Origin of the sequence: Pseudomonas caspiana (genome assembly GCF_002158995.1) — a bacterium.
Classification (GTDB): Bacteria; Pseudomonadota; Gammaproteobacteria; order Pseudomonadales; family Pseudomonadaceae; genus Aquipseudomonas; species Aquipseudomonas caspiana.
Genome location: NZ_LOHF01000034.1, coordinates 16717 through 41714, shown reverse-complemented (window position 1 = coordinate 41714; position 24998 = coordinate 16717). Strand labels below are relative to the sequence as shown.

Sequence of the window (24998 nt, the reverse complement as noted above, 5' to 3'; positions counted from 1 at the left end):
AAATTGTTTTGTCGGTCAGAGCCGCATCAAAGAAAACAAAAGGAATCCCGTTTGAAGTTCCTCATCACCCTCGCGCTGCTCTTATCCCTTAACGGCTGCAGCTCCATGCTGTTCTACCCGGAACCCGGTCTGCCGTTTACCCCGGAAAAAGCCCACCTGCAATACCGCGACGTCACCCTGACTGCTGCCGACGGTACACAATTGCATGCCTGGTGGTTGCCTGCCAAAGAAGGCGTTGAAGTCAAAGGCACGGTGCTGCACCTGCATGGCAACGGCGGCAATCTGGCCTGGCATCTGGGAGGGAGCTGGTGGTTGCCGGAGCAGGGTTATCAGGTCTTGATCCTGGACTATCGCGGTTATGGCTTGTCCCAGGGGGAGCCAAGCCTGCCTGCGATTTATCAGGACGTAGATGCGGCATTCGACTGGCTCGACAAAGCCCCTGAAGTGCAGGGCAAACCTCTGGTAGTGCTGGGGCAGAGCATCGGCGGTGCGTTGGGTGTGCATTACCTGTCTGAGCATCCGCAGCAGCGCTCGCGGCTCAAAGCGTTGATCCTCGATGGCGCACCCGCCAGCTACCGTAAAGTAGCTCGTTACACGCTGAGCACGTCGTGGCTGACCTGGCCGTTTAAAACGCCCCTTTCATGGCTGATCCCCGACGCGGAAAGCGCCATCAATGGCCTGCCGAAGTTAAAGGGCACGCCGATGCTGATATTCCAGAGTATGGACGACACCCTTGTCCCACTCGACAACGGCATCAGCCTCTATCAGGCCGCGCCACTGCCACGGGTGCTGCAACTGACCCGTGGCGGCCATGTGCAGACGTTTGCTGACCCGACATGGCGCCAGGTGATGATCCGCTATCTTGAGGACCCAGAACATTTCAACGGGCTGCGTCGTCTCGCTGAAGTGCCTAACTACCCAACACCTCCCGAAAAAGAGACTTCCGAGAACCACCATGAGTGAAGAGCGCAACGCTATCCCGCTGGTCATCACCGGTATCTGCACCATCTTCGTCACGGTCGGGACTCTTTGGTATTACGGCTATCTGCACTTTGCCAAGCCGGAAGATGCGCTGTTGCTCAACGAGTTCACCATGCTCAAGACCGTGCCGGGCGAAGACTACAAAATCGCCGCCACACCCGCCGCAGAAGTCGCGCAGTGCATCGATGGTGTGCTGGTGTTGTTCGATACGTCGCAGAAAGGGCTGTCAGGAGTTTTGATCAACAGCAAGAAGCAGGCGGTGCGCTGCACAGGGCAGGAGACGCCGCAGCAGTTGCAGCCTTAAATCGTCGCCGTACTTGTAGGAGTGAGCTTGCTCGCGATAGCGTCGTATCAGTCGATAGACAGGTTGACTGACACGACGCTATCGCGAGCAAGCTCACTCCTACAGGGTTACGTAAGCGATAAAAAAGCCCGGCCTGTTTTCACAAGCCGGGCTTTTGGTTTGCAGCGTCAGCGTTTTACTTGATCGACGAACGCGGCGCTACCGGCTGGTTGTCGTTGGAAACGGTGACTTCCACGCGGCGGTTCTGGGCACGGCCCGAAGCGCTGGTGTTATCAGCAACCGGGTATTCCTTGCCATAACCCTGGGAAACTACACGGGCTGGATCAACGCCCATTTTCACCAGTGCCATTCGCACGGAGTTAGCGCGACGCTCGGACAGGGACAGGTTGTACGAATCGGAACCCGAGCTGTCGGTATAACCTTCAACGATCACTTTGCGATCCGGGTTATCACGCAGGTAGGTAGCCAACTGGTTAACGTTAACCAGGCCGCTGGACTTCAGCTCTGCCTTGTTCAGGTCGAACAACACGTCGCCGAAAGTCACCAGGGTGCCGCGTTCGGTTTGCTTGGCGTTCAGGCTGCTTTGCAGTGCCTTGATCTGAGCGTCACGAGCATCCAGACGGGCTTGGGCGCGCTGGGCAGAAGCGTTTTTCAGCTCCTCTTCAGCGGTACGCAGGCTGATGGTCTGCTTGGCGACTTCAACGCGCTGGTTAGTCAGATAAGCCAGTTGGTCAACTTTCTTCTCATCTTCGCTGTTGCGATAGGCAGCGTCTGCCTTGTCCAGCCAGTCGCTGGCGTCTTTGGTTTCAAGAGCGGCGACTTTGGTAGCCTGCGGATTGGTCTGCAGAGCCGAGAAATTGGTGCGAGCCTGTTCCAGATTCTGGTTTGGCGGCGTCGAGCAAGCGGCCAGGGCAACGCTCATGGCCAGCAGGGCAGGGATCATCACTTGTTTGCGCATAATAGTTTCGTCCTTTAAATCGAATTCGAAATGCATGAAAAACGTTGGTTACAACGCTGGTTACTGGGCCGGTGCCGGTTGCACCTGACGCAGACCTTCTTCACGTAGTTCGTTGACGCCTTGACGGGCATCCTGCACGGCTCTTTCAGCCTTGGCAGCCTGGGACTTACGCTCCGCTACGCGGGCATCCCATTCAGCTTGTTCAGCCAGACGGCGTGCTTCGTCGTACTTCTGCTCTTGCATGGCGAGCTCAGCTTGTTTGAGCTTGTCTTGCGCCGATTTCATTTCTACGGCGGAGTACTCGGTGCCGCCCGCGCTGACGGCGCTGTTGACGGCCGATTGGCTCACGGCGTACTGCTCGGTCGGCGGATTACCAGCGCAACCGGCGAGTACGAAGCTGGCACCCAGTGCCAGTGCGGTCAGTTTCAGGCCGCGCAGACCTGTGGACTTGGTTTTGGCAGTAAGCGTATTCATCGTGTTCGACTCCATTATTTAACTCCTGAAAATCTTGAGTGTTCCATGACAGTCGTTGGCCTGAAGCGTGCGAGGTAGCGTAGGGCTGCGCCGTTAGCTATCCGTAGGCTTTTCTGTAATGGCTAATGGCTCGGACACATGCGCTTTTTGAATAGTTCAGGTTTTTTTTGACGTCAATTAATTAGTCGAAGCAGGGAACAAATGGTGTGAAAAAACGATCCTGGCGGGTAAGTGCCAGGTCGTTTCAGGATAGGCACGAGTCTGGAAACCGTTGTTATTCAGCGTCTTGTTTTTCCGACAGGTCATGCAAATAGCGACGTGAAAGGGCCAGGAAGCGCGGGGTGGGACCAACGTCTTCGTAAACCGGATCGCCTTCTTCGTCAGTGGTGACCACATGTTGACCCTTGACGTAAGGGAAGCTGGCTTCAAGCTCCTCCAGTGCCGCGCCAATCAACTCACCGAGCAATTCCTCGGGATGATGCTTGGGATACATTTCGGTCAGTGCGCTAAGGCGTGCAGCGGACTCCATGTCCAGATGAATCGCATATCGGGTCTTTGTCAGCCGTCCTTTGGCGTTCTCTTCCCAATGGTTGGCAAGTTCACGGATTTTCATAAGGGCCTCTTCATTTACCCACCTGCGGCAGGTCTGCTTGAGTACTGAGCCATGGCTCAGGAATGAGATTAGTCGGGATATTCCAAACCGGTTCTCTCACAGGGATTTGGCGTGCTCGATGATTTTGGTGCACTGTTGGTACACAAGGGGTAGATCAGATTTCTGCACGCTTGTTCAGTTGCGACGTGCACTGGCGGGCGGCACCCGTACAAAAAAACAGTGGGGGTAAAGGACGATGGCTGATATCGATGCGCGTTTACGCGAAGATGTGCACCTGTTGGGTGAGCTATTGGGGAACACAATTCGCGAGCAGCGGGGTGGTGAGTTTCTCGACAAAATCGAACGTATTCGCAAGGGCGCCAAGGCGGGCCGGCGTGGCTCGGCAGAGGGTGCCGAACAACTGACCTCCAGCGTCGACGGGCTTGCCGAAGACGAGTTGTTGCCGGTCGCCAGGGCGTTCAATCAGTTCCTCAATCTGGCGAACATCGCCGAGCAATACCAACTGATCCGGCGTCGCGACGATTCACAGCCTCAGCCGTTCGAGTCTCGCGTATTGCCTGAATTACTCGACCGTCTCAAGGCCGGGGGACAGGCTCCCGAAGCCTTGGCGCGGCAACTGGGCAAGCTGGAAATCGAATTGGTCCTGACCGCGCACCCTACTGAAGTCGCGCGCCGCACATTGATTCAGAAGTACGACGCCATCGCGGCCCAACTCGCAGCTCTTGATCATCGCGACTTGAGCAGCGCCGAGCGCGAGCAGATCACAGAGCGTCTGCAGCGTCTGATCGCCGAAGCCTGGCATACCGAAGAAATTCGCCGTACACGGCCTACCCCAGTGGACGAGGCCAAGTGGGGCTTTGCAGTGATTGAGCATTCGTTATGGCATGCCGTGCCCAACTATTTGCGCAAGGCTGATCATGCCTTGCACGCGGCCACCGGGTTTCATTTGCCGCTAGAGGCAGCTCCGATTCGCTTTGCTTCGTGGATGGGCGGGGACCGCGACGGCAACCCCAACGTAACCGCCGCGGTGACTCGTGAAGTTCTTTTGCTGGCGCGCTGGATGGCGGCGGATTTGTATGTGCGTGACGTTGATCAGTTGGCAGCCGAGCTGTCGATGCAACAAGCCAACGATGCATTACGTGCCCGCGCAGGCGAGAGCGCCGAACCTTATCGTGCCGTTCTGAAGCAGTTGCGCGAGCGTCTGCGGGCGACCCGTAACTGGGCTCAGGCGTCATTGGCCGTGACGCAACCGGCGCCGGATAACGTGCTGCACGACAACCGTGAACTGCTTGAGCCTTTGATGCTGTGCTTCCAGTCGTTGCACGATTGCGGCATGGGCGTCATCGCTGACGGGCCGCTGCTCGACTGTCTACGTCGTGCAGTGACGTTCGGTTTGTTTTTGGTGCGTCTGGATGTACGTCAGGACTCCACCCGACATGAATCGGCGATGACCGAAATCACTGACTACCTCGGGCTTGGCCGTTACGAGGATTGGGACGAACAGGCGCGGGTTGATTTCCTGTTGCGGGAATTGAATAGCCGACGTCCGTTGCTGCCCGCGCATTTCAAACCTGCAGCGGATACTGCTGAAGTGCTGGCGACTTGCCGCGAGGTAGCTTCTGCGCCTGCCGCTTCACTGGGTTCCTATGTGATCTCAATGGCCGGTGCGGCTTCGGATGTACTGGCGGTGCAGCTGTTACTCAAAGAAGCCGGTCTGCAACGACCGATGCGCGTCGTGCCGCTGTTCGAAACCCTCGCGGATCTTGATAACGCAGGGCCTGCAATCGAGCAATTGTTGAGCCTGCCAGGCTATCGTTCGCGCCTGCACGGCCCGCAAGAGGTCATGATTGGCTATTCCGATTCCGCCAAGGATGCGGGCACCACCGCCTCGGCCTGGGCGCAGTATCGGGCGCAGGAAAAACTGGTGGATATCTGCCGCGCCCAGCAAGTTGAATTGCTGCTGTTTCATGGTCGTGGCGGCACCGTTGGACGTGGCGGAGGCCCGGCTCACGCGGCGATTCTGTCGCAGCCGCCGGGTTCGGTCGCAGGCCGCTTCCGCACCACCGAGCAGGGCGAAATGATCCGCTTCAAATTCGGCCTGCCGGACATCGCCGAGCAGAACCTCAATCTATATCTGGCCGCTGTGCTGGAAGCCACCTTGCAACCGCCACCCCCGCCGCAACCCGCATGGCGAGAAATGATGGACAACCTCGCGGCAGATGGCGTCAGTGCCTACCGTGCGGTGGTGCGCGAGCATCCGGAGTTCGTCGAGTATTTCCGTCAGGCTACTCCGGAGCAGGAGCTGGGTCGTTTGCCGTTAGGTAGTCGTCCGGCCAAGCGCAGAGAAGGGGGCGTTGAAAGCTTGCGGGCCATCCCGTGGATTTTTGCGTGGACCCAGACGCGGCTGATGTTGCCCGCCTGGCTCGGTTGGGAAGCGGCACTCAACAAGGCACTGGAGCGCGGCGAAGGTGAACTGCTGGGGCAGATGCGTGAACAATGGCCGTTTTTTCGCACGCGGATCGACATGCTGGAAATGGTTCTGGCCAAGGCAGATCACGATATCGCCCAGTTATACGATCAACGTCTGGTGGAGCCACGACTGCAACATTTAGGTACGCATTTACGCGACCTATTGTCGCAGGCTTGTGCCGTAGTGCTGGGGCTGACAGGGCAATCGCAACTGCTGGCTCACAGTCCTGCAACGCTTGAATTCATCAGCTTGCGCAATACCTATCTGGACCCGCTGCATCTGCTCCAGGCAGAGTTACTTGCCCGTTCTCGCAACCGCGAGGCAAGTCTGGACAGTCCTCTGGAACAGGCGCTACTGGTGTCTGTAGCGGGTATTGCCGCCGGATTGCGCAACACCGGTTAATCGGCGCGTCCGCTAATGGCGCACTGCCAATTGCCAGTGCGCCATTAGCATCAATGACTTGCGTGCTTTTGACTGCCTCAAGCCCACTGAACCAATCTCGCACTCTGCTACCTCTGACCGGGTGGCGGATACTGCGACTTTTGGCGGCTTGTGCCACTTGTGTCGGCTGTGTATCTTGATCAGCCTTTGGCCATTCTTCGGCTTGAACCTTATTTGAGATTGGTCCTGTAAAGACCATGTGAAAACTACTACGCACCGGGCACCTTCGGTGTACGTGGGCGATACTGCGTTTCACATAGTCTGTGCGTGGCGAATCCGACGTTTACATATAAAAAATTTGAGGAGCACATCGATGCGCGTGATTCTGCTGGGAGCTCCCGGGGCCGGTAAAGGTACTCAGGCAAAATTCATCACCGAAAAATTCGGCATCCCGCAAATTTCCACAGGCGATATGCTGCGCGCTGCGGTCAAGGCTGGCACCGAGCTGGGCCTTAAAGCCAAGAGCGTCATGGACAGCGGCGGTCTGGTCTCCGATGACCTGATCATTGGCCTGATCAAAGATCGCTTGTCCGAGCCAGATTGCGCCAATGGCGTATTGTTCGACGGCTTCCCACGCACCATTCCGCAAGCTGAAGCGCTGCTGGCGGCTGGCCTGGAAATCGACAACGTGCTGGAAATCGCTGTGGACGACGAAGAAATCGTCAAGCGCATGTCCGGCCGCCGTGTGCACGAAGGCTCCGGCCGTATCTACCACACCATCTTCAATCCGCCTAAAGTTGAAGGCATTGACGATGTGACCGGTGAACCACTGTTGCAGCGCAAGGATGACGTCGAAGAAACCGTTCGCCATCGCCTGTCCGTGTATCACGCGCAGACCAAACCACTGGTTGAGTTCTACAGCAAACTTGAAGCGAAGAATGGCAAGCCTAAGTGCAGCCATATCGCAGGTGTCGGTTCTGTAGAAGAAATCACCAAGAAAGTGCTTGAAGCCCTGAGCTGATAACGCTGGCTTGAGTCAACAAACGGTCCGCTTGCGGGCCGTTTTGTCGTTTATAATGCGCCCCTTTTTTGCTCTTGATGGATAACCCTGATGACCACGTTGCTGGCCCTGGACACCGCCACTGAAGCCTGCTCGGTCGCTTTGCTGCACGACGGCAAGGTGCTGAGCCACTACGAGGTGATCCCGCGCCTGCACGCTCAGCGTCTGTTGCCGATGATCAAAGCGATCATGGCTGAAGCCGGTATCGGCCTGTCAGCGCTGGATGCCATCGCGTTCGGCCGGGGGCCGGGCGCATTTACCGGCGTGCGGATTGCTATCGGTGTCGTCCAGGGGCTGGCGTTCGGTCTGGAACGTCCGGTATTGCCGGTCTCCAATCTTGCAGTTCTGGCTCAGCGGGCCTTGCGCGAACATGGCGCGCATCAAGTGGCTGCAGCGATTGATGCACGTATGGACGAGGTTTATTGGGGGTGTTATCGCGAGGTGGCGGGGGAGATGCGCTTGCTTGGCGCTGAAGCCGTACTGCCGCCAGAGCAAGTTGCGTTGCCCACTGATGCCAGTGGTGAGTGGTTTGGGTCAGGCACGGGTTGGGACTATGCCGAGCGTCTGCCGGTCAGCGTCATAGGTCACGACGCGACTATGTTACCCCATGCTCAGGATTTGCTGACCCTGGCGACCTTCTCCTGGCAGCGCGGTGAGGCCATCATCGCAGATGAAGCGCAGCCGGTTTATTTGCGGGATAAAGTGGCCACGCCTAAAGCCCGATAACAGAAAGCGCCCATCTAAATGCATTTCTTGTAGGAGCTGCCGAAGGCTGCGAAGGTGGTATATCCAAGAATCCCTTCGCAGCCTTCGGCAGCCCCTACAGTGGATATCTTCGCCGGTAAACCTACCTTTCATCGCCTAAAACCCATAACTTCCCGTCTATTGCGAAACTTTTTCAATTTGTGTGGTCTAGTTATCGTTCGGGTAATTGCAACAACTAACTCGTGACGTTAAATTGCCACTATAAGATGCAGAGTACGCACTAATGCGCATAGACGGCCCATCACAACGTTCATACCCCATCAAACGCAAGCCGCGTAATCAGCCTGCGATCGTTGATGGCACCTTCGAAGAAGTCGAAAATGACGCCGAAGTTGCTCAGCAGCCAGCGCAGAACGCTCGCTCGAGTGGTAATGCACAGGCCAGTTCTACCGCCAACGTTCCTGCACGTCCGCAAGACATTATCTTCCCGCGTTCCATGAGCACCCGCGTCGCCAATGCCCTGGCCAGTTACCTGACCACCGCCAGCTTCGTTGATTGGGATCTGGAAGTTTCAGGGCTTGATCTCCACGTTTGAATGATTCCTGCCTGCCGTACTTTCTAGGGTGTCCGTCATGGAGTGAAAACGCTTGGCGCCAATCACTCTATCCCGAAGATGCCCGTAGCAATGAATTTCTGGGCCTGTACTCACAGGTCTTCAACGCCGTCGAAGGCAATACCACTTTTTACGCCCGACCCGCGCCGTCCACGGTTCAGCGCTGGGCTGAAGTGCTGCCCGATGATTTCCGATTTACCGCCAAGTTTCCCGGCGACATCAGCCATGGTGGTGATCTGCGCCTGCAATTGCAGGCGGCGCAAACATTCATTCAGTTGATGGCGCCATTGGGGAAGCGAGTTGCTCCTTTCTGGCTTCAGTTGTCCGCCAGCTTCACGCCGCAGCGTCTCGCTGAACTGATTACCTTCATTGATGAACTGCAGTGCCCGCTGGCCGTTGAGGTACGCAATAGGGCGTTCTTCGAAAAGGGCGATGAAGAGCGCATGCTTAATCGCCTGTTGCTGGAGCGTGGTGTTGAGCGCATCTGTCTGGATTCCCGCGCATTGTTCAGTTGCGTCTCCAGCGACCCCGCAGTGCTGCATGCGCAGTCGAAGAAACCCAAGGTTCCGGCGAGACCGGCTGCGCTGACTCAGTTCCCGCAAGTGCGCTTCATCGGTCACCCCGTGCTAGAGGCCAACGACCCTTTTCTGGTCCAGTGGGTGGCGAAGGTCGCCAGTTGGATCGAAGAAGGGCGTACACCTTATGTGTTCCTGCACACCCCGGATAACCTTGAAGCGCCGCAACTGGCCCGGCGTTTTCATAGTCAATTGATGGCGCGCTTGCCAGGCTTGCCGCCGTTACCGGAATTGGACCGTACACCACCGGTGCAGCAACTGGGCTTGCTCTGAGGTCGATAACTGTGGCTTCAATAGCCGCATCAACGATCACAGGAGTCGGCAATGGATTCGCAACAGCTTCTTCGCGCACAAACTTTCAAGGCACTGCACGAGCGTGATCATGCTTTTGTGATTCCCAATCCGTGGGACGCAGGTTCGGCCAAACTGTTGGCCTCCATGGGCTTCCCAGCATTGGCCACGACCAGTGCGGGTTTGGCATTCGCTCTGGGCCGCGCAGATGCCGAAGGTGCGCTGAGCTTTGCCGAGTCGCTGGAAAATATCCGTACGATTGTTGCCGCAACCGACCTGCCTGTCGCTGCCGATCTCGAAAATTGTTTTGCCGACAGCCCGGAAGACTGTGCAGCCAACTTGTTGGCTGCGGCGCAGACCGGCATCGTTGGCGGCTCTATCGAAGACGCCACTGGCAAGACCGACCAGCCAGTTTACGATTTCGAGTTATCCGTGGCGCGAGTCCGGGCGGCGGCACTGGCTGCACGCAGCTTGCCATTCCCGTTCATGCTGACCGCCCGTGCGGAGAACCTGCTCAACGACCGGATGGATTTTGCTGACACGTTGAACAGGCTCAAGGCCTACGCTGATGCCGGAGCTGAAGTGCTGTACGCGCCCGGCCTGCGCACTCGCGAAGAGGTTATCGCGGTGGTCCGGGCTGTCGCGCCCAAGCCGGTCAATGTGTTGATGGGGCTGGGCGGAGTCACGCTTACCGTCGCTGAGCTCAGTGAATGCGGGGTCAAACGGATCAGCGTGGGCTCATCCCTCGCGCGTGCGGCGTTCGGTGGCTTGTATCGCGCTGCAGAAGAAATTCGTCAGCACGGGACGTTTGCCTACGCTGAGCAGGCGCTGCCGTTTGCTCAACTCAATGCGCTGTTCAAGGGCTGAAGGTGCGGGGCTCGACGCTGTTTCTGGTTTTCCTGCTGCTCTGTGCTGGCGCCGTCGCTGCGGTATGGCGAGGCTGGGTCGAGGTCCCTGCGCAATGGAATCCCTGGGCGCCATTGGACATTCAGGCTGAACCCAACTTTCTGACCTCTTGGAAGCTGTCGCGCGTCAAGAGTGATCCGCAGCTGTGCGATCAGGTGCTGGGCTCATCAAATCTGCGCTTCAGCCGTCAAGCTGACAGTCCCGCTTCTGCCGATTGCCCGCTCAATGGTGTGCTGCGAGTACAGAGCGGTGAGGTGGCGCTAAGCAGCAGTTTCCTCGCCAGTTGTCCATTGGCGGTGGCCTACGCGCTGTTTGAAGTGCATACGTTGCAGCCAACTGCTCAGGCGGTGTTTGGGCAGCGAGTGACGCGTATCGATCATTTGGGCAGTTTTGCCTGCCGTAACGTTTACGGCCGAAGCAGTGGGCGACTGAGCCAGCATGCGAGTGCAAATGCCCTGGACATCGCTGGCTTCCGTCTGGCCGATGGGCAGCGGATCAATCTGTTGCGGGACTGGAAAAACAAAGGCGACAAGGGCCGGTTCTTGCGTGAGGTCCGCGACGGAGCCTGCAAGAATTTCAACACAGTATTGGGGCCGGATTACAACGCGGCCCATCAGAACCATTTTCATCTGGATATGGGCGCGTGGCGGGTTTGTCGCTGAAAGATATTTGAAGTGTAATCTCTGTGGGAGCTGGGCTTGCCCGCGATGAGGCTGGACCCTATCTAAAATGAATCGCGTCTGGCCTCATCGCGGGCAAGCCGAGCTCCCACATATTGAACGCATTCCAGTCCGCATGTGGATCAAAATCAAGCCGCCATACGCAGGTTTTGCAGAATGATTGGACGGGCCCAGCCCATGTCGAAGTTCAGGGCACGTTGCTGGGCGACCATGGTGTCGTCATCCAGTGGCAGGGCAGGCTTGTCGGCCAGGTCCCATTCGAATTCGGCGATTGGCAAGTGCAGCGGACGAGGCTGAGGGCCCGGACCTGGAATCACGCTGTCATCGTAAGGATTGAGTACGTTTGGACGAACCCACTCGCTGTCGAATTCCAGATTGCGTTGCTGCGCGATCATCTCGGCAATGCTGAATGGTTCGTTCGGAGGAGGCAGCAGGTCGAGTTCGAATTCAGCGATCGGCAGAAAGAGCGGCTCGGCAGGAACGCGCGGCATGTCTTCAACCGGGCAGGCGCGCTGCTCGACGATCTTGCCCAGAGTGCGCGCACCGGCAACAGGCTCGCCAGTGGCAATATCAGTCGCGACGCTGGCTGGATCAACGGGTTCAGCCGTTGTATCGCGCAGTTGTTCAGCCATCACACGGGCAAACGCATCCGACCAGATCTGGGTAACACCGCCCAGAGCCCGGCTGTTACGCAGGGTAAAATCACCTGCGTGCGTTAGATAACCTATGGATGATTGCTGAATGTCTGACATATCGATCGTTACACGTCGTAGGTCTGGCAGAATGCCTGATACTTCTTTATCGGCAGATTTTGCCGATCATTAACACTTTTTGAGCGTGTGGACACAATGAGTGAGCAGCAAGCGGGCAGTCGCATCCGGGTCGAAGCCCTTGGTAGCCCCCCTGGTACCCAGAGTCAGGAGCAGGTTGTGCAATGGGCGCAGCGTCTGAATCTGCCATTGGAGGACGCCAATGCCGATTTCGCCTTGCAAGTGACGGATGACGGTCTGCAATTGCAGCAACTGAGTGATGACGCGCCAGGCCCGGTGCGGGTGGATTTCGTCGAGGGAGCGGTGGCCCATCGACGCTTGTTTGGTGGCGGCAGTGGACAGATGATTGCTAAAGCGGTGGGCATCCAGCCCGGCGTGCGGCCGTCAGTGCTGGATGCGACGGCGGGGCTGGGCAAGGACGCGTTCGTGCTGGCCAGTCTTGGCTGCCAGATGAGCCTGATCGAGCGCCAGCCGATCATTGCTGCGCTGCTCGAGGATGGTCTGAACCGTGGTCGACAGGATCGAGAGGTGGGTTCGATCATCAGCCAGATGCGCTTGCTGACCGGCAACTCCATCGAGTTGATTCGAGGCTGGGAAGGCGAGCCGCCACAGGTGATCTATCTGGACCCGATGTTCCCGCATCGGGAAAAAACGGCATTGGTGAAGAAAGAAATGCGCCTGTTCCGGCCATTGGTCGGCGACGACATGGATGCGCCTGCGCTGCTGGAAGCGGCACTGGCATTGGCCACCCATCGCGTGGTGGTCAAACGCCCGCGCAAAGCGCCCTGTATCGAAGGCCCGAAGCCGAGTTACGCGCTGGATGGCAAATCCAGCCGGTATGACATCTATCCGAAGAAGGCGTTGAAGTCGGTCTGATTAATTGGCTTGCACCGCTCCCACAGAAACCACTGATGACGTGGGACCGGCTTTAGCCGGGAAGAGGCCAGTACATTCAGTACATCTTTATCGTCATGAATGCCGCCTTCCCGGCTAAAGCCGGTCCCATGTCAGATTGCAGGCGAACATAGAATCTTCCACAGAGACTAGTGCATCCATCAGACCCTATACGCCCGCATAAACAACTCCACCACGTCCCGCACATGCGCTTCGGCTGTGGCTTCATCCGGCCGTTCGCCGCAACCTACCAGCAGGCGGAAATTGCACACGCCTTTGATCAGGCTGAGAAAGTGCTCGGCAGCAGTTCGGGGGGATTCAAACTTCAGTTGCCCGCTCTGCTCCAGACGTCTCAGCAGACGCTCGGTCTCCTGAAGAATCCGCTGCGGCCCCGCCGCGAAAAATATCTGCGACAGCTTCGGATCCTGAGTGCCCAGCGTCACCATCAAACGATGCAGCTCAATGGATTCCGGGCTGTTGATCAACACCTGAAAGCCCCTCGCAACACTCAACAACAAGGTCTTTGCCGGTAAGTCGCGGTTCAATTCAACGAACAATTCCGGCAACTGTTCTTCGCAACGCGCCACCACTGCCGCAGTGAACAGCGTCTCCTTGTCGTTGAAGTGGCTGTACACCGTGAGCTTGGAAACCCCGGCTTCCGCGGCGACGGCATCCATGCTGGTGCTGACGTAGCCATTGCGCACGAATAACTCTTTTGCGGCATCGAGAATGGCCTGGCGCTTGGCTTGATCTTTCGGTCGGCCGGGCCCTGGGTTGCTTTGAGAGCTGCTTTGAGAGCTGCTTTGAGAATCGTCAGGCATGTTCGTTTAATAATGTACTGGTGAGTTTGGTAATTTTTAATATACTCGCCAGTACAATTATTCCAAGCTTCTTTTGCGAAGGGCTTCACCATGTCGCGCAAACTTCTGTGCCTCGTCCTGCCTCTAGGGCTGATGTCGTTGCTGTCTGGCTGTGGTCAGGAGGCAACTGCACCGACCACGATTCGTCCCGCAATGGTGATTCAGCCATCGCCATCTGCGCAGTCCATGGACAGCTATCCCGGTGAAGTCCGCGCGCGTTTTGAGCCTGATCTGGCGTTCCGGATCGGCGGCAAGGTCAGCAAGCGTCTTGTGGAAGAGGGGCAACGGGTCAAGGCTAATCAGCCATTGGCCGAACTGGATGCCCAGGACGTGCGCCTGCAACTGGATGCCACACGCGCGCAAGTCGCCGCCGCTGAGGCCAATTTGCAGCTGGTGCGCTCCGAGCGTGACCGTTACAAGACGCTGATGGATCGGCAGATGGTCAGCCGTTCCCAATACGACAACGCCGAAAACCTCTATCGCTCCGGTGAGGCCCGCCTCAAACAGATCAAGGCCGAGCTGACCGTTGCCGACAATCAGACCAGCTACGCCGTGCTGCGCGCGCCTCAGGATGGCGTGGTAGCCAAGCGTCTTGTGGAAGTCGGTCAGGTCGTAGCTGCCGGGCAAACGGTCTTTACCCTCGCAGCTGATGGTGAGCGGGAAGTGCTGATCAGCCTGCCGGAACAGAACTTCGCCCGCTTCAAGACGGGTCAGCCCGTCACCGTCGAGTTATGGACACAGCGTGAACAACGCTTCTCTGGTCGCATTCGAGAGCTGTCCCCAGCGGCTGACCCGCGCTCGCGCACCTTCGCAGCGCGGGTTGCGTTCACCAGCGGCAAGGTGCCTGCCGAGTTGGGCCAGAGTGCGCGGGTGTTCATTGAGACTGAGCACGCCGTGCCACTGGCGGTGCCGCTCTCAGCGGTGACGTCGGAAAATGGACTCAATTACGTCTGGCGAGTCGCGACCGACAGCACCCTCAAGCGCGTCAACGTCAGGCTTGGTCCTTATGGTCAGGAGTCGGTGCCGGTGCTTGAAGGACTGGCCGCCAGTGACTGGATCGTTGCCGCGGGTGTGCATGTGTTGCATGAAGGAGAGCAGGTGCGCCCTGTGGATCGTGAAAACCGTGCGGTCAAACTGGCTGCGAAGGAGTAAGCACGGATGCGATTCAATCTCTCCGAATGGGCGCTGCGCAATCGGCAAATCGTCCTGTACCTGATGATCGTTCTGGCGGTTGTTGGCGCGTTGTCCTACACCAAGCTAGGCCAAAGCGAAGACCCGCCGTTCACCTTCAAGGCTATGGTGATCCGTACGCTGTGGCCCGGCGCCAGTGCAGAGGAAGTGGCGCGGCAAGTCACCGATCGCATCGAAAAAAAACTCATGGAAACCGGCGAGTACGACCGTATCGTCTCGTTCTCGCGGCCGGGAGAGTCTCAGGTCACGTTCATTGCTCGTGACTCGATCTTTTCCTCGTATCTGCCGGAGCTGTTCTACCAGATCCGCAAAAAGGTCGGCGACATCCGTCAGAACCTGCCGCCGGGTGTGCAGGGCCCTTTTTTCAACGACGAGTTCGGCACCACGTTCGGCAATATCTACGCGCTGTCCGGGAAGGGCTTCGACTATGCCGTGCTCAAGGATTACGCCGACCGCATCCAGCTTCAACTGCAACGCATCAATGATGTGGGCAAGGTCGAACTGATCGGCTTGCAGGACGAGAAGATCTGGATCGAGCTGTCCAACGTCAAACTTGCCACCCTGGGGCTGCCGTTACAAGCCGTGCAGCAGGCCCTTGAAGCGCAGAACGCAGTCTCGGCAACCAGCTTCTTTGAAACCCCGAGTGAGCGTATCCAATTGCGCGTCAGCGGTCGCTTCCAGACGGTCGATGAGATCCGCGAATTCCCCATCCGCGTCGGTGATCGCACGCTGCGTATCCGCGATCTGGCTGAGGTGCATCGCGGCTTCAATGATCCGCCTGCGCCGCGCATGCGATTCATGGGTGAAGAAGCGATTGGACTCGCGGTGGCGATGAAACCGGGCGGCGATATCCTGGTGCTGGGCAAAGCGCTTGAGAGCGAGTTTGCCCGCCTGCAAAAAAACCTGCCGGCCGGAATGGAGCTGCGTAAAGTCTCCGATCAACCTGCTGCGGTGAAAACCGGCGTCGGTGAATTCGTCCAGGTATTGGCTGAAGCGCTGGCGATTGTGTTGCTGGTGAGCTTCTTCTCGCTGGGCATGCGCACCGGCATGGTGGTCGCATTAGCGATCCCGCTGGTATTGGCCATGACCTTTGCCTGCATGTACTACCTGGGCATCGGCCTGCACAAGATTTCCCTCGGTGCGCTGGTGCTGGCACTGGGTCTGCTGGTGGACGACGCGATCATCGCCGTAGAAATGATGGCGATCAAAATGGAGCAGGGCTATGACCGGCTGCGTGCCGCCAGCTTCGCCTGGACCAGCACCGCGTTCCCGATGCTCACCGGTACGCTGATCACCGCCGCAGGCTTTTTGCCGATTGCTACGGCGCAGTCGAGCACCGGCGAATACACTCGCTCGATCTTTCAGGTGGTGACCATCGCGCTGCTGGCATCCTGGGTGGCTGCCGTGGTGTTTGTGCCCTATCTGGGCGAGCGGTTGTTGCCCGATCTGGCAAAGATTCACGCTAAAAAACACGGCTCAGGGCCTGATGCAGTCGATCCCCACGGTACGCCGTTCTACCAGCGGGTGCGGGCAATGGTGGGCTGGTGCGTGCGCTGGCGTAAGACAGTGATTTTCGCCACGGTGGCGCTGTTCGTGCTGTCGGTCGTGATGTTCAAGTTTGTCCCGCAGCAGTTCTTCCCGGCGTCTGGTCGGTTGGAACTGATGGTGGATCTGAAGCTGACTGAAGGCGCTTCCCTGAACAGCACGGCCGAGCAAGTCAAACGTCTGGAGCAGATGCTCAAGGATCATCCTGGGGTCGACAATTACGTGTCCTATGTCGGGACCGGTTCACCTCGTTTCTATCTGCCCCTTGATCAACAATTGCCCGCAACCAGCTTTGCCCAGTTTGTGGTGTTGGCGAAAAGTATCGAAGAGCGCGAAGCCTTGCGGACCTGGCTGATCAGCAGCCTCAACGAACAATTCCCGACCTTGCGCTCACGGGTTACACGGCTTGAAAACGGCCCACCCGTAGGTTACCCGGTGCAGTTCCGGGTCAGTGGCGAGCATATTGATGAGGTTCGCGCATTGGCTCGCAAGGTAGCGACCAAGGTGCGGGAAAATCCTCACGTTGCCAACGTCCATCTGGACTGGGAAGAGCCGAGCAAAGTGGTGTTCCTCAATCTGGATCAGGACCGTGCGCGTGCCTTGGGCGTCACGACCGCTGAACTGTCGAGATTCCTTCAGCGTTCGCTGACCGGCTCCAGCGTCAGCCAATACCGCGAGGACGATGAACTGATCGAAATCCTCCTGCGTGGCACGCCTGATGAGCGTCAGCAGCTTGGGGCGCTGGCCAGCTTGGCGGTACCGACTGAAAACGGTACCAGCGTGGCGCTGTCACAGGTGGCAACCCTTGAATACGGTTTCGAAGAGGGCGTGATCTGGCACCGTAATCGACTGCCCAACGTGACGATCCGTGCCGATATTTACGGAAAGGAGCAGCCTGCGACGCTGGTTCAGCAAATCCTCCCGACACTGGCCGATGTGCGTAACGAGTTGCCAGATGGCTATTTGTTGGAAGTTGGCGGCACTGTGGAAGACGCCACTCGCGGGCAGAATTCGGTAAAGGCGGGCGTGCCGCTGTTCATCGTGGTGGTGCTGACCTTACTGATGCTGCAACTGCGCAGCTTCTCCCGGATGTTGATGGTGTTCCTGACCGCACCGTTGGGGTTGATCGGCGTGACCCTATTTCTGCTGGTGTTCAATCAGCCATTCGGGTTCGTTGCCATGTTGGGCACCATCGCCTTGTCGGGGATGATCATGCGCAACTCCGTGATTCTGGTGGACCAGATTGAGCAGGATATTGCCGGAGGGCTTGATCAGTGGTCGGCGATTATCGAAGCGACCGTGCGCCGCTTCCGGCCTATTGTGTTAACCGCACTGGCGGCGGTGCTGGCGATGATTCCGCTGTCACGCAGTGTCTTCTTCGGCCCGATGGCGGTGGCGATCATGGGCGGGCTGATCGTCGCGACAGCGCTGACGCTGCTGTTCCTGCCAGCGCTGTATGCGGCGTGGTTCAGGGTGAAGAAGGTGGAGTGAATTGCTCGCTCTCACAGGAAACACTGATGGCGTGGGACCGGCTTTAGCCGGGAAGGCTGTCTGTCAGATGCTACATATGCAGCGTCTGTCCTGGCTTCTTCCCGGCTAAAGCCGGTCCCACGTCACCATCTCAGTTTACAGGCCAATAGAATTCCCACAGGGATAACATTTCAAATCAAGTATCTGTTTGGCGCGTTACAACGCCCCAAACACCTTCTTCGCCAGACTCGTCGCCGCCGCGGCCGGGTTGGCGCGGATGCTTTCTTCCTGTTTGGCGATCATCTCGAACAAACCATTCAACGCCTGTTCGGTCACGTAACTTTCGATGTTCGAGCTCTTGGCATCAAGCACACCCAACGTTGCCGCCTGACCGGCGAAGGCGTTGTACTTCTGTGCCAGGCCAACCTTGTCGGTGGCTTGTTTGACGATAGGCAGGAACTTGACGCGAATCTGCTCGCGGCTGCTGCTGTTCAGGTATTGAGTCGCGGAATCCTTTCCGCCGCTGAGAATGCCCTTTGCGTCAGCCACGCTCATTTTCTTCACAGCATCCACCAGCAACGCCTGGGCTTGCGGAACGGCGGCTTCGGCGGCCTGGTTCATGCTGGTTTCCAGTTGATCAACCTGAGCGCCCATACCGAACTGCTTCATCTTTTTTGCGACTTTGCCCAGATTGCCTGGTAACTCGATGCGCACCTCCTCGTTGTTGCTGAAACCACCAGGTTTACCCAACTGCTTGACGGCGACCTGCGCGCCTTGGGTAAGGGCGTCTTTCAGGCCGCCGGTGGCATCGGATTGCGAGAGATCACCCAACGAAAGGGCGAACACACTGCTCGACAGCATCAAGCCGGCGCACAGGCTGGCAAACGTAAAGGGGAGACGAAGCATGAGGGCATCCTTTTCTTTGACTTGATTCGGAGACCGCACCGAGCTGAACCTCGACGCGGTATTGCACAGAGCCTATCAGTAAGTCAGTCTGGCTGACTGAGCTGAATTCACTAGGTTAGCGGCTTTCTTCAACCGGCTCCGGGTCGCTGGTTTCTTCACTGCCATGCAAAGCCACCTGACGGATCGACAGGCGGATTTCGGCAGGCAGAACGCGCTTGGCGGCACCTTCCGCCAATTCGCCCAACAGCGGGTGATGGCTGAGCTTGCCGGTAGCGTCCTTGCGCAGTACGCCCAGGTCCAGCAGCGTCTGGATGAAGTGACGGAACAGGCTCTTGTCGAAAAACTCCGGCGCGTTCAGGCCGTGCAGAATCGATAGCCGCTGGGCCATCACCGTACACAGGTCTTCCAGTTCTTCGGCACTGAGGGTCTTCTGTCCACTGTTGAGCAGCAAGGCGATGGCCATGTAGAAGCGCTGCAGGGTTTGAGCAATGGCCCGCGACAACAGAGTCAGCAGAACGAACTCACGAGAGCTTGGCGCCGGGCGCATGTACACATTGTTTTCAAAGCGCAGCAGGCCTTGTTCGACGAACGCTTGCAGCCATTGATCAACCACGTCGTCCAGCTCATTCACCGGCCAGCGTATGAACAACTCCGACTGCAGATACGGATACAGCGCACGGGTGTAGCGCAGGATCTGCTCGCGACTCATGCGTGACGAACTCTGGAAGAAACTGGCCAGCAGTGAGGGCAGGGCGAAGATGTGCAGCACGTTGTTGCGGTAATAGGTCATCAATACTGCGTTCTGTTCGTCCAGATACAGGATTTTGCCCAAGGCATCCTTCTGTTCCGACAGCAGGTTCATGTCTTTCACATGTTCAATCAATGCTCGGCCGTCGCCTTCCGGCAAGGTGGTGTGCGGCGAGTAGGGCACGCGGCGTAACAGGGTCAGGTACAGATCCAGCACCCGCTCCATGGCTTGATCGTCCAGCGCCAGTTTCTGTGTTGAGAGCAGGGCCAGCGCCACCAGATTCACCGGATTGATCGCAGCGGCTTCATTCAGGTGTTGAGCGACTCGCTCGCCCAGGCGATTGGTGGTTTCGTTCAGCCAGGCCGGTTTGAACTGCGGGCCCAGCTCTTGCTCACGCCAGTCCGGTTGTTCGTTGTCGAGGAATTCAGCCAGCTTTATCGGCTCGCCGAAGTTGACCGAGACCTGACCGAAGCGCTGCTTGAGCGCACCGATGACCTTGAAGATATCGAAGATCGATTCTTTCTTTTTCGTCGCCCCGCGCAGCTCGCCCAGGTAAGTGCGACCTTCCAGTACACGCTCGTAACCGATGTACACCGGCACAAATACAATCGGCATCCGTGAATTACGCAGGAAGCTGCGCAGGGTAATCGCCAGCATGCCGGTTTTGGGTTGCAGCATGCGCCCGGTGCGTGAGCGTCCGCCTTCGACGAAATACTCCACCGGGAAACCCTTGGTAAACAAGGTGTGCAAATATTCGTTGAACACCGAGGTGTACAGCGGATTGCCCTTGAACGTGCGGCGCATGAAAAACGCTCCGCCACGACGCAGCAGACCGCCAATTACCGGCATGTTCAGGTTGATGCCCGCTGCAATATGCGGCGGGGTCAGGCCGTTGCGGAACAGCAAATAGGACAGCAGCAGATAATCAATGTGGCTGCGATGGCAGGGGACATAAATGATTTCGTGACCCTGAGCGACGTCTTTCACGCCTTCGATATGACTGACCTTGATACCGTCGTAAATCTTGTTCCAGAACCAGCTCAGAATCACTTCCAGGAAGCGGATTGCTGAATAGGTGTAGTCCGAAGCGATCTCATTGGCATAGCGCAGCGCCTGGTCTCGAGCTTTGGCTTCGGGGATTTTTTCCCTTTCAGCTTCCTCGAGAATGGCCTGTTTGACCAACGGTTCGTCGAGCAGACCATTAACCAGATTGCGTCGGTGCGACACGTCGGGGCCGATGACGGCGGTCTTCAGGTTGCGGAAGTGCGTACGCAGCAGGCGCTGGGCCATACGCAGGGTCAGCTCATAGCCCTTGTTTTCATTGACCAGATCACGCATGTGGATCGGTGCAGAGAACTGTACCCGCGTCTTGCGGCCCAGAATCAGGATGCTGACGAAACGCCGCAGACGACCGGTGACGGCCCAGCTGTCAGCAAACAACAGCTTCCAGGCGCTGGACTCACGATCCGGTGACTGCCCCCAGAACACGCTGACCGGGATGATTTGCGCATCCTCTGTCGCGTTCTGACTGACGGCGCTGACCAGTCGCTCAAGCGTCGGCGGCGCGCCGCGTTTGTCCTGTCGGCCCAACCAGTCTGGCGAAGGCGTGAGGTAGAAGTAGGCAGCCGGTTCAACCAGCTCTCCCACGGATACCGGCAGGATAGGGCGCGGCAGTCCGGCCTTGCGGCATTCGGTATCGATCACTGCCAGATCGCTCATGGACGGCGACTGCAGGGCGTAAAACACCGGGCGGCTGCGATCCAGGTTGAGCGTGAAAGACGACTGATTGATGGTCTCGGAACGAACCCAGAGATACAACAAACGGCGCAAGGTACCGAATACAAGGCGGCGGAACGGAGAACGGGTCATACGGCATCTGCGAAAAGGGGGCGGGGCCCGCGAGAAGGCTAGTGTGCCGTATCTGGTGGGGTTGGGCAAAAGGGGCTGTAACGGGTTATCCACCCTGTGAGCCAACATGCAATTTTATGAGTTGGCCCCAAATCCTGTAGGAGCTCACCGAGGTCACGAGGCCAGCGATCACGGAGTGTCAGACAAACCGCTATCGCTGGCCTCGTAACCTCGGTGAGCTCCTACAGTCCAGTGTTTGCTGCGAGGACACCGAGGATTTCCTAAAGGAGATATGTACGAGCGTTACGCCGTCTTCCAGGTAATCTCTTCCTCGCCATCAGCACTGATACGAATCCAGCGATCAGCCGTTTCGTCGCTTTCTTCTTCAACCCAGGTGCCGGGTGCGCAGCGGACTTCGACGTTAAGGGCAACGAATGCCGCGCGCGCGCAGGCGATGTCGTCTTCCCAAGGCGTGTTGTCGCTGTCCAGATGCAGGCTGTTCCACTTGCCCACTGCTTTTGGCAGCCAAGTCACCGGTACGTTGCCCGCCTTACATTTCCAGGTCTGGCCCTTCTGAACCCAGTCGGTGCATGGGCCCAGTGCAACGTTGAGCCACTCGGCGATAGCCTTGTGATCAACGTCGGTGTCTTTCAGGTAAATCTCGATATCGGGTTGGCGCATGGATGCCTCGTTATTAATTGAAAATCCATTCGCGGATTCAGTCGGATGCTCGCTAACAGGCATCTTCGTTGGTTGTTATTGCAATACGAAATAATCGTAGCGCATGGAAACGGTGACCTCGAAAGGTTCGGCCTGCTCAATGACATCGGCACGACGTTCTGCGCTGGCTCGCCAGCCGTGAGGCGTCATGGCCAGCAGGTTGGCGCGAGCCTGACCGTCAACGAGGCTCAGCTTGAAACGCAGGGTTTCACTGTGAGCCAGCGACATGCCTTCCGGCACCAGAGCCAGATGTTTGTCATCGGCATAGTCGCGTACTTCGTCATAGAGCCGCTCGCGCAGTTCCATCAAATGCTCGCTGGTCGGGCCGACCCGCATCAAACCGCCACCCGGCGTCAGCAGGCGCTTGGCCTCGTTCCAGTCCAGCGGGCTGAACACACTGGCCAGAAACTGGCAGCTGGCGTCCGGCAATGGCACGCGGGCCATGCTGGCGATCAACCAGGTCAGCTTCGGATTACGACGGCAGGCGCGTTTCACCGCTTCTCGGGAGATGTCCAGCGCATAGCCATCAGCATCCGGCAGGGCTTCGGCGATTTGCGCGGTGTAATAACCCTCGCCACAACCGATGTCGAGCCAGCGCGCCGGAGCACGCTCCGCGGCCAGCTCCGCCAGACGCCTGGCCACGGGGGCGTAGTGACCGGCGTTAAGGAAATCCCGGCGCGCCTCGACCATGGCCTGATTGTCACCAGGGTCGCGGCTGTTCTTGTGTTGTACCGGCAACAGGTTCAGATAACCCTGACGGGCGCGGTCGAAGCGGTGGTTGGCCGGGCAGGCCACGCCGTTGTCCACCGCTGTAAGCGGTGCAGAGCAGATCGGGCAGGTCAGCATCAGGCGAGCAACTTGACCAGAGTCTGGTAGTAAATCTCGGTCAGCACGTCTAGGTCGCTGGCCAGAATGCGCTCGTTGACTTGGTGAATCGTCGCGTTGACCGGACCTAGCTCTACAACCTGTGTACCCAAGGTGGCGATGAAACGCCCGTCAGAGGTGCCGCCGCTGGTGGAAGCTTTGGTCTCGCGGCCAGTGACGGCCTTGATGCTCGCCGAGACCGCATCGAGCAAATCGCCCGGCTCGGTGAGGAACGGCAGACCGGACAACGCCCAGTCCACATGCCAGTCCAGGCCATGCTTGTCGAGGATGGCTGATACCCGCTGTTGCAGGCCTTCAACAGTGGATTCGGTAGAGAAGCGGAAGTTGAACACCGCCACCAGATCACCCGGGATCACATTGGTCGCGCCAGTCCCGGAGTTCAGGTTAGAAATCTGGAAGCTGGTCGGAGGGAAGAAATCATTGCCTTCGTCCCAATGCTCGGCGGCCAGTTCTGCCAGCGCCGGAGCGGCCAGATGAATCGGGTTGCGCGCCAGATGTGGATAGGCCACGTGACCCTGTTTGCCGCGTACCGTCAGCGTCGCGCCAAGGGAGCCGCGACGGCCATTCTTGACCACATCGCCCACCAGCGTGGTGCTCGAAGGCTCGCCAACGATGCACCAGTCCAGACGTTCGTTGCGCTCGCGCAAGCGCTCGACCACGGCTTTGGTGCCATGGTGCGCCGGACCTTCTTCGTCGCTGGTGATCAGGAAAGTGACTTTGCCTTTGTGGTTCGGGTGATCGCCGACGAAACGCTCGGCAGCCACCAGCATCGCGGCCAGACTGCCTTTCATGTCGGCTGCGCCCCGCCCGCACAGCATGCCGTCTGCATCGATCAGCGCATCGAACGGATCGTTTTGCCAAGCCTGCACCGGACCGGTCGGCACCACGTCGGTATGACCGGCGAAGCACAGCACCGGACCGTCGTAGTTGCCATGGCTGGCCCAGAAATTATCCACGTCCTCGATACGCATCGGCTCCAGCTTGAAGCCTGCGTCGCCCAGGCGCTGCATCATCACAGCCTGACAATCGGCATCAATGGGCGTGACCGAGGGACGACGGATCAGGTCGCAGGCAAGTTGCAGCGTAGGCGAAAGGTCGGCTGGGGCCGTCATGTACAAAACTCCGGTTGAAAGCGCGGGGACCTGTAGGAGCCGTCTTTGGCAGCTCCTGCATGGATCGTGGTAAGGGCGCGAAAAGGCGCCTATCTTAAAGCAAAACGGGGAGGGGAGGCCGCCGTTTAGTGATGTGCGGACTTAACCTGCCCACCACCCGGTGGATTGGTCTTCGTCGGTCTGATAATCAAGCACCTAGGTCAGAATCAGAAGTGTCCACGATGACTATTCGTTGAAAGTGGCGGGACGAGCCAATCCATCCAGGGTCGCGTTCATTAATCCACGGCTTGCGTCAATCAGATGGGCGAGAGCCTGGTTGATTGAGCGACATGTTTGGATATTGGCATCTACGGTCTCGTTGCAGAGAGTGCTGGCGCTGTCTAGGTTTAGCGCGATTTGCTCAAGTGCCTCTCGAAAAGGGATGCCAGGCTGCACTGAGAAGAGCGGTGTTCCGGACCGGGTGGTTCCGAATTGAGCAGAAGTGGTTACAGCTGCGGTTTTGGTGGTCATTCGAGCGTTTCCTTTAAGAGTGAACGCCACAAATTCGCCGTCAAACGAATAGGGTGGCGGCGGTGCAAGGGTTGACGGACCGGTTAAAAGATAAACCCGGCGCACCCTAGGGTGCCCCTGGCACAGCCGCCATAAAGCTGTAAGTCGAGCACCGACGTGCACGACAACAGCGCCAGCATCTGCGCTCATCTTTTAAGTTCGGAGGCCGTCAAACCTCATCACGAATCGATCGTGACGCGGCGAGAATAGGGGCTGTTTTTCTCGTGGTCAACTACCTGGTGCTCAAATTAAAGGGGTGCGATGTTTCTGATAGTTATTTAGGAAGGTTCTGGCATATTTTATTAATTATGCAGCGCATACTGACCGCCTATCATTTCAACAAAGTAAAAGCTTGTCGCTTTCCTGCAGTCGTTTCCGTTGAGCTTGTCTCTTTGGGAGTGAGTTGGCGTCGGAGAGTGGAGGCGTAGTTGTCAGAGCTTTCTTTGTTGGTGTGTGCACCACTTTTAGTTTGTATTAACTAACTTCATT

General features: G+C 57.9%; 23 protein-coding genes. 12 read left to right on the top strand and 11 right to left on the bottom strand.

The genetic code is table 11. The features are described from left to right. The first annotated feature begins 105 nt into the window (after positions 1–105). Positions 106–963: an alpha/beta hydrolase gene (locus tag AUC60_RS25585; RefSeq protein WP_087274118.1), complete on the top strand. Its 858-nt coding sequence runs from the start codon at positions 106–108 to the stop codon at positions 961–963. Next, positions 956–1285, top strand: coding sequence for a PA3694 family proteiin (locus tag AUC60_RS25580; protein WP_087274102.1), 330 nt, complete (start codon positions 956–958; stop codon positions 1283–1285). Before AUC60_RS25585 ends, AUC60_RS25580 begins: the two co-directional genes overlap by 8 nt. Positions 1286–1460: 175 nt before the next feature. Here the strand turns inward: AUC60_RS25580 and lptF are convergent, their stop codons facing one another. The 3 genes from lptF to AUC60_RS25565 form a co-directional block, all read right to left on the bottom strand. Next, positions 1461–2243: a lipotoxin F family OmpA-related lipoprotein LptF gene (gene lptF, locus AUC60_RS25575; protein ID WP_087274101.1), complete on the bottom strand. Its 783-nt coding sequence runs from the start codon at positions 2241–2243 to the stop codon at positions 1461–1463. A 60-nt stretch (positions 2244–2303) separates the two neighbouring features. Continuing rightward, a complete protein-coding gene (locus AUC60_RS25570; protein WP_087274099.1) occupies positions 2304–2732 on the bottom strand; it encodes a DUF4398 domain-containing protein in 429 nt (142 codons plus the stop codon). A 259-nt stretch (positions 2733–2991) separates the two neighbouring features. Next, the gene (locus tag AUC60_RS25565) at positions 2992–3330 is read right to left on the bottom strand and encodes a pilin assembly protein (protein ID WP_087274097.1); all 339 of its coding nucleotides are present in this window, start codon (positions 3328–3330) and stop codon (positions 2992–2994) included. Positions 3331–3565: 235 nt separating this feature from the next. Here AUC60_RS25565 and ppc point away from each other — a divergent pair, with 235 nt between their 5' ends. The 7 genes from ppc (at position 3566) to AUC60_RS25530 (ending at position 10993) form a co-directional block, all read left to right on the top strand. Further along, a complete protein-coding gene (ppc, locus tag AUC60_RS25560; protein ID WP_087274095.1) occupies positions 3566–6202 on the top strand; it encodes a phosphoenolpyruvate carboxylase in 2637 nt (878 codons plus the stop codon). Positions 6203–6554: 352 nt separating this feature from the next. Further along, the gene (adk, locus tag AUC60_RS25555) at positions 6555–7202 is read left to right on the top strand and encodes an adenylate kinase (RefSeq protein WP_087274093.1); all 648 of its coding nucleotides are present in this window, start codon (positions 6555–6557) and stop codon (positions 7200–7202) included. Positions 7203–7292: 90 nt separating this feature from the next. Then, positions 7293–7967, top strand: a complete 675-nt coding sequence (gene tsaB, locus AUC60_RS25550) for a tRNA (adenosine(37)-N6)-threonylcarbamoyltransferase complex dimerization subunit type 1 TsaB (RefSeq protein ID WP_087274091.1) — start codon at positions 7293–7295, stop codon at positions 7965–7967. Between the two features lie 262 nt (positions 7968–8229). Further along, a complete protein-coding gene (locus AUC60_RS25545) occupies positions 8230–8541 on the top strand; it encodes a hypothetical protein (protein WP_087274089.1) in 312 nt (103 codons plus the stop codon). Next, positions 8538–9407: a DUF72 domain-containing protein gene (locus tag AUC60_RS25540; protein WP_087274087.1), complete on the top strand. Its 870-nt coding sequence runs from the start codon at positions 8538–8540 to the stop codon at positions 9405–9407. Before AUC60_RS25545 ends, AUC60_RS25540 begins: the two co-directional genes overlap by 4 nt. A gap of 51 nt (positions 9408–9458) precedes the next feature. Next, positions 9459–10292, top strand: a complete 834-nt coding sequence (locus tag AUC60_RS25535; protein WP_087274085.1) for an isocitrate lyase/PEP mutase family protein — start codon at positions 9459–9461, stop codon at positions 10290–10292. A gap of 2 nt (positions 10293–10294) precedes the next feature. Then, positions 10295–10993: an extensin-like domain-containing protein gene (locus AUC60_RS25530; protein ID WP_167384398.1), complete on the top strand. Its 699-nt coding sequence runs from the start codon at positions 10295–10297 to the stop codon at positions 10991–10993. A 146-nt stretch (positions 10994–11139) separates the two neighbouring features. Here AUC60_RS25530 and AUC60_RS25525 read toward each other — a convergent pair whose 3' ends face one another. Further along, positions 11140–11763: an energy transducer TonB gene (locus AUC60_RS25525; protein ID WP_087274083.1), complete on the bottom strand. Its 624-nt coding sequence runs from the start codon at positions 11761–11763 to the stop codon at positions 11140–11142. 96 nt (positions 11764–11859) lie between these two features. On the opposite strand from AUC60_RS25525, the gene AUC60_RS25520 reads away from it, so the two are divergent. After that, positions 11860–12657 carry a class I SAM-dependent methyltransferase gene (locus tag AUC60_RS25520; RefSeq protein ID WP_087274081.1) on the top strand — a complete coding sequence of 266 codons (798 nt, stop codon included), beginning with the start codon at positions 11860–11862 and terminating at the stop codon, positions 12655–12657. A 179-nt stretch (positions 12658–12836) separates the two neighbouring features. Here the strand turns inward: AUC60_RS25520 and AUC60_RS25515 are convergent, their stop codons facing one another. Continuing rightward, complete coding sequence (locus AUC60_RS25515; protein WP_087274079.1) at positions 12837–13496, bottom strand: TetR/AcrR family transcriptional regulator; 660 nt, start codon at positions 13494–13496, stop codon at positions 12837–12839. Positions 13497–13586: 90 nt separating this feature from the next. Between AUC60_RS25515 and AUC60_RS25510 the strand changes: the two genes are divergently transcribed. Further along, the gene (locus AUC60_RS25510; RefSeq protein ID WP_087274077.1) at positions 13587–14687 is read left to right on the top strand and encodes an efflux RND transporter periplasmic adaptor subunit; all 1101 of its coding nucleotides are present in this window, start codon (positions 13587–13589) and stop codon (positions 14685–14687) included. A gap of 6 nt (positions 14688–14693) precedes the next feature. Further along, positions 14694–17762: an efflux RND transporter permease subunit gene (locus tag AUC60_RS25505; protein ID WP_087274076.1), complete on the top strand. Its 3069-nt coding sequence runs from the start codon at positions 14694–14696 to the stop codon at positions 17760–17762. Positions 17763–17957: 195 nt separating this feature from the next. Here the strand turns inward: AUC60_RS25505 and AUC60_RS25500 are convergent, their stop codons facing one another. From AUC60_RS25500 to AUC60_RS25475, 6 genes are all read right to left on the bottom strand, one after another. Beyond that, the gene (locus AUC60_RS25500; RefSeq protein WP_087274074.1) at positions 17958–18647 is read right to left on the bottom strand and encodes a DUF4197 domain-containing protein; all 690 of its coding nucleotides are present in this window, start codon (positions 18645–18647) and stop codon (positions 17958–17960) included. 115 nt (positions 18648–18762) lie between these two features. After that, on the bottom strand, positions 18763–21264 hold the full coding sequence (plsB, locus tag AUC60_RS25495; protein WP_087274072.1) for a glycerol-3-phosphate 1-O-acyltransferase PlsB: 2502 nt from the start codon (positions 21262–21264) through the stop codon (positions 18763–18765). Positions 21265–21546: 282 nt separating this feature from the next. Further along, positions 21547–21924: a hypothetical protein gene (locus AUC60_RS25490; RefSeq protein ID WP_087274070.1), complete on the bottom strand. Its 378-nt coding sequence runs from the start codon at positions 21922–21924 to the stop codon at positions 21547–21549. A gap of 75 nt (positions 21925–21999) precedes the next feature. Then, entirely contained in the window at positions 22000–22809 is an 810-nt protein-coding gene (locus tag AUC60_RS25485) for a putative RNA methyltransferase (RefSeq protein WP_087274068.1), read from the bottom strand. Beyond that, positions 22809–23960 (bottom strand): succinyl-diaminopimelate desuccinylase, encoded by a 1152-nt coding sequence (gene dapE, locus AUC60_RS25480; protein ID WP_087274066.1) that lies wholly within the window; start codon positions 23958–23960, stop codon positions 22809–22811. Before dapE ends, AUC60_RS25485 begins: the two co-directional genes overlap by 1 nt. A gap of 225 nt (positions 23961–24185) precedes the next feature. Then, on the bottom strand, positions 24186–24470 hold the full coding sequence (locus AUC60_RS25475) for a hypothetical protein (RefSeq protein ID WP_087274065.1): 285 nt from the start codon (positions 24468–24470) through the stop codon (positions 24186–24188). Positions 24471–24998 lie beyond the last annotated feature (528 nt).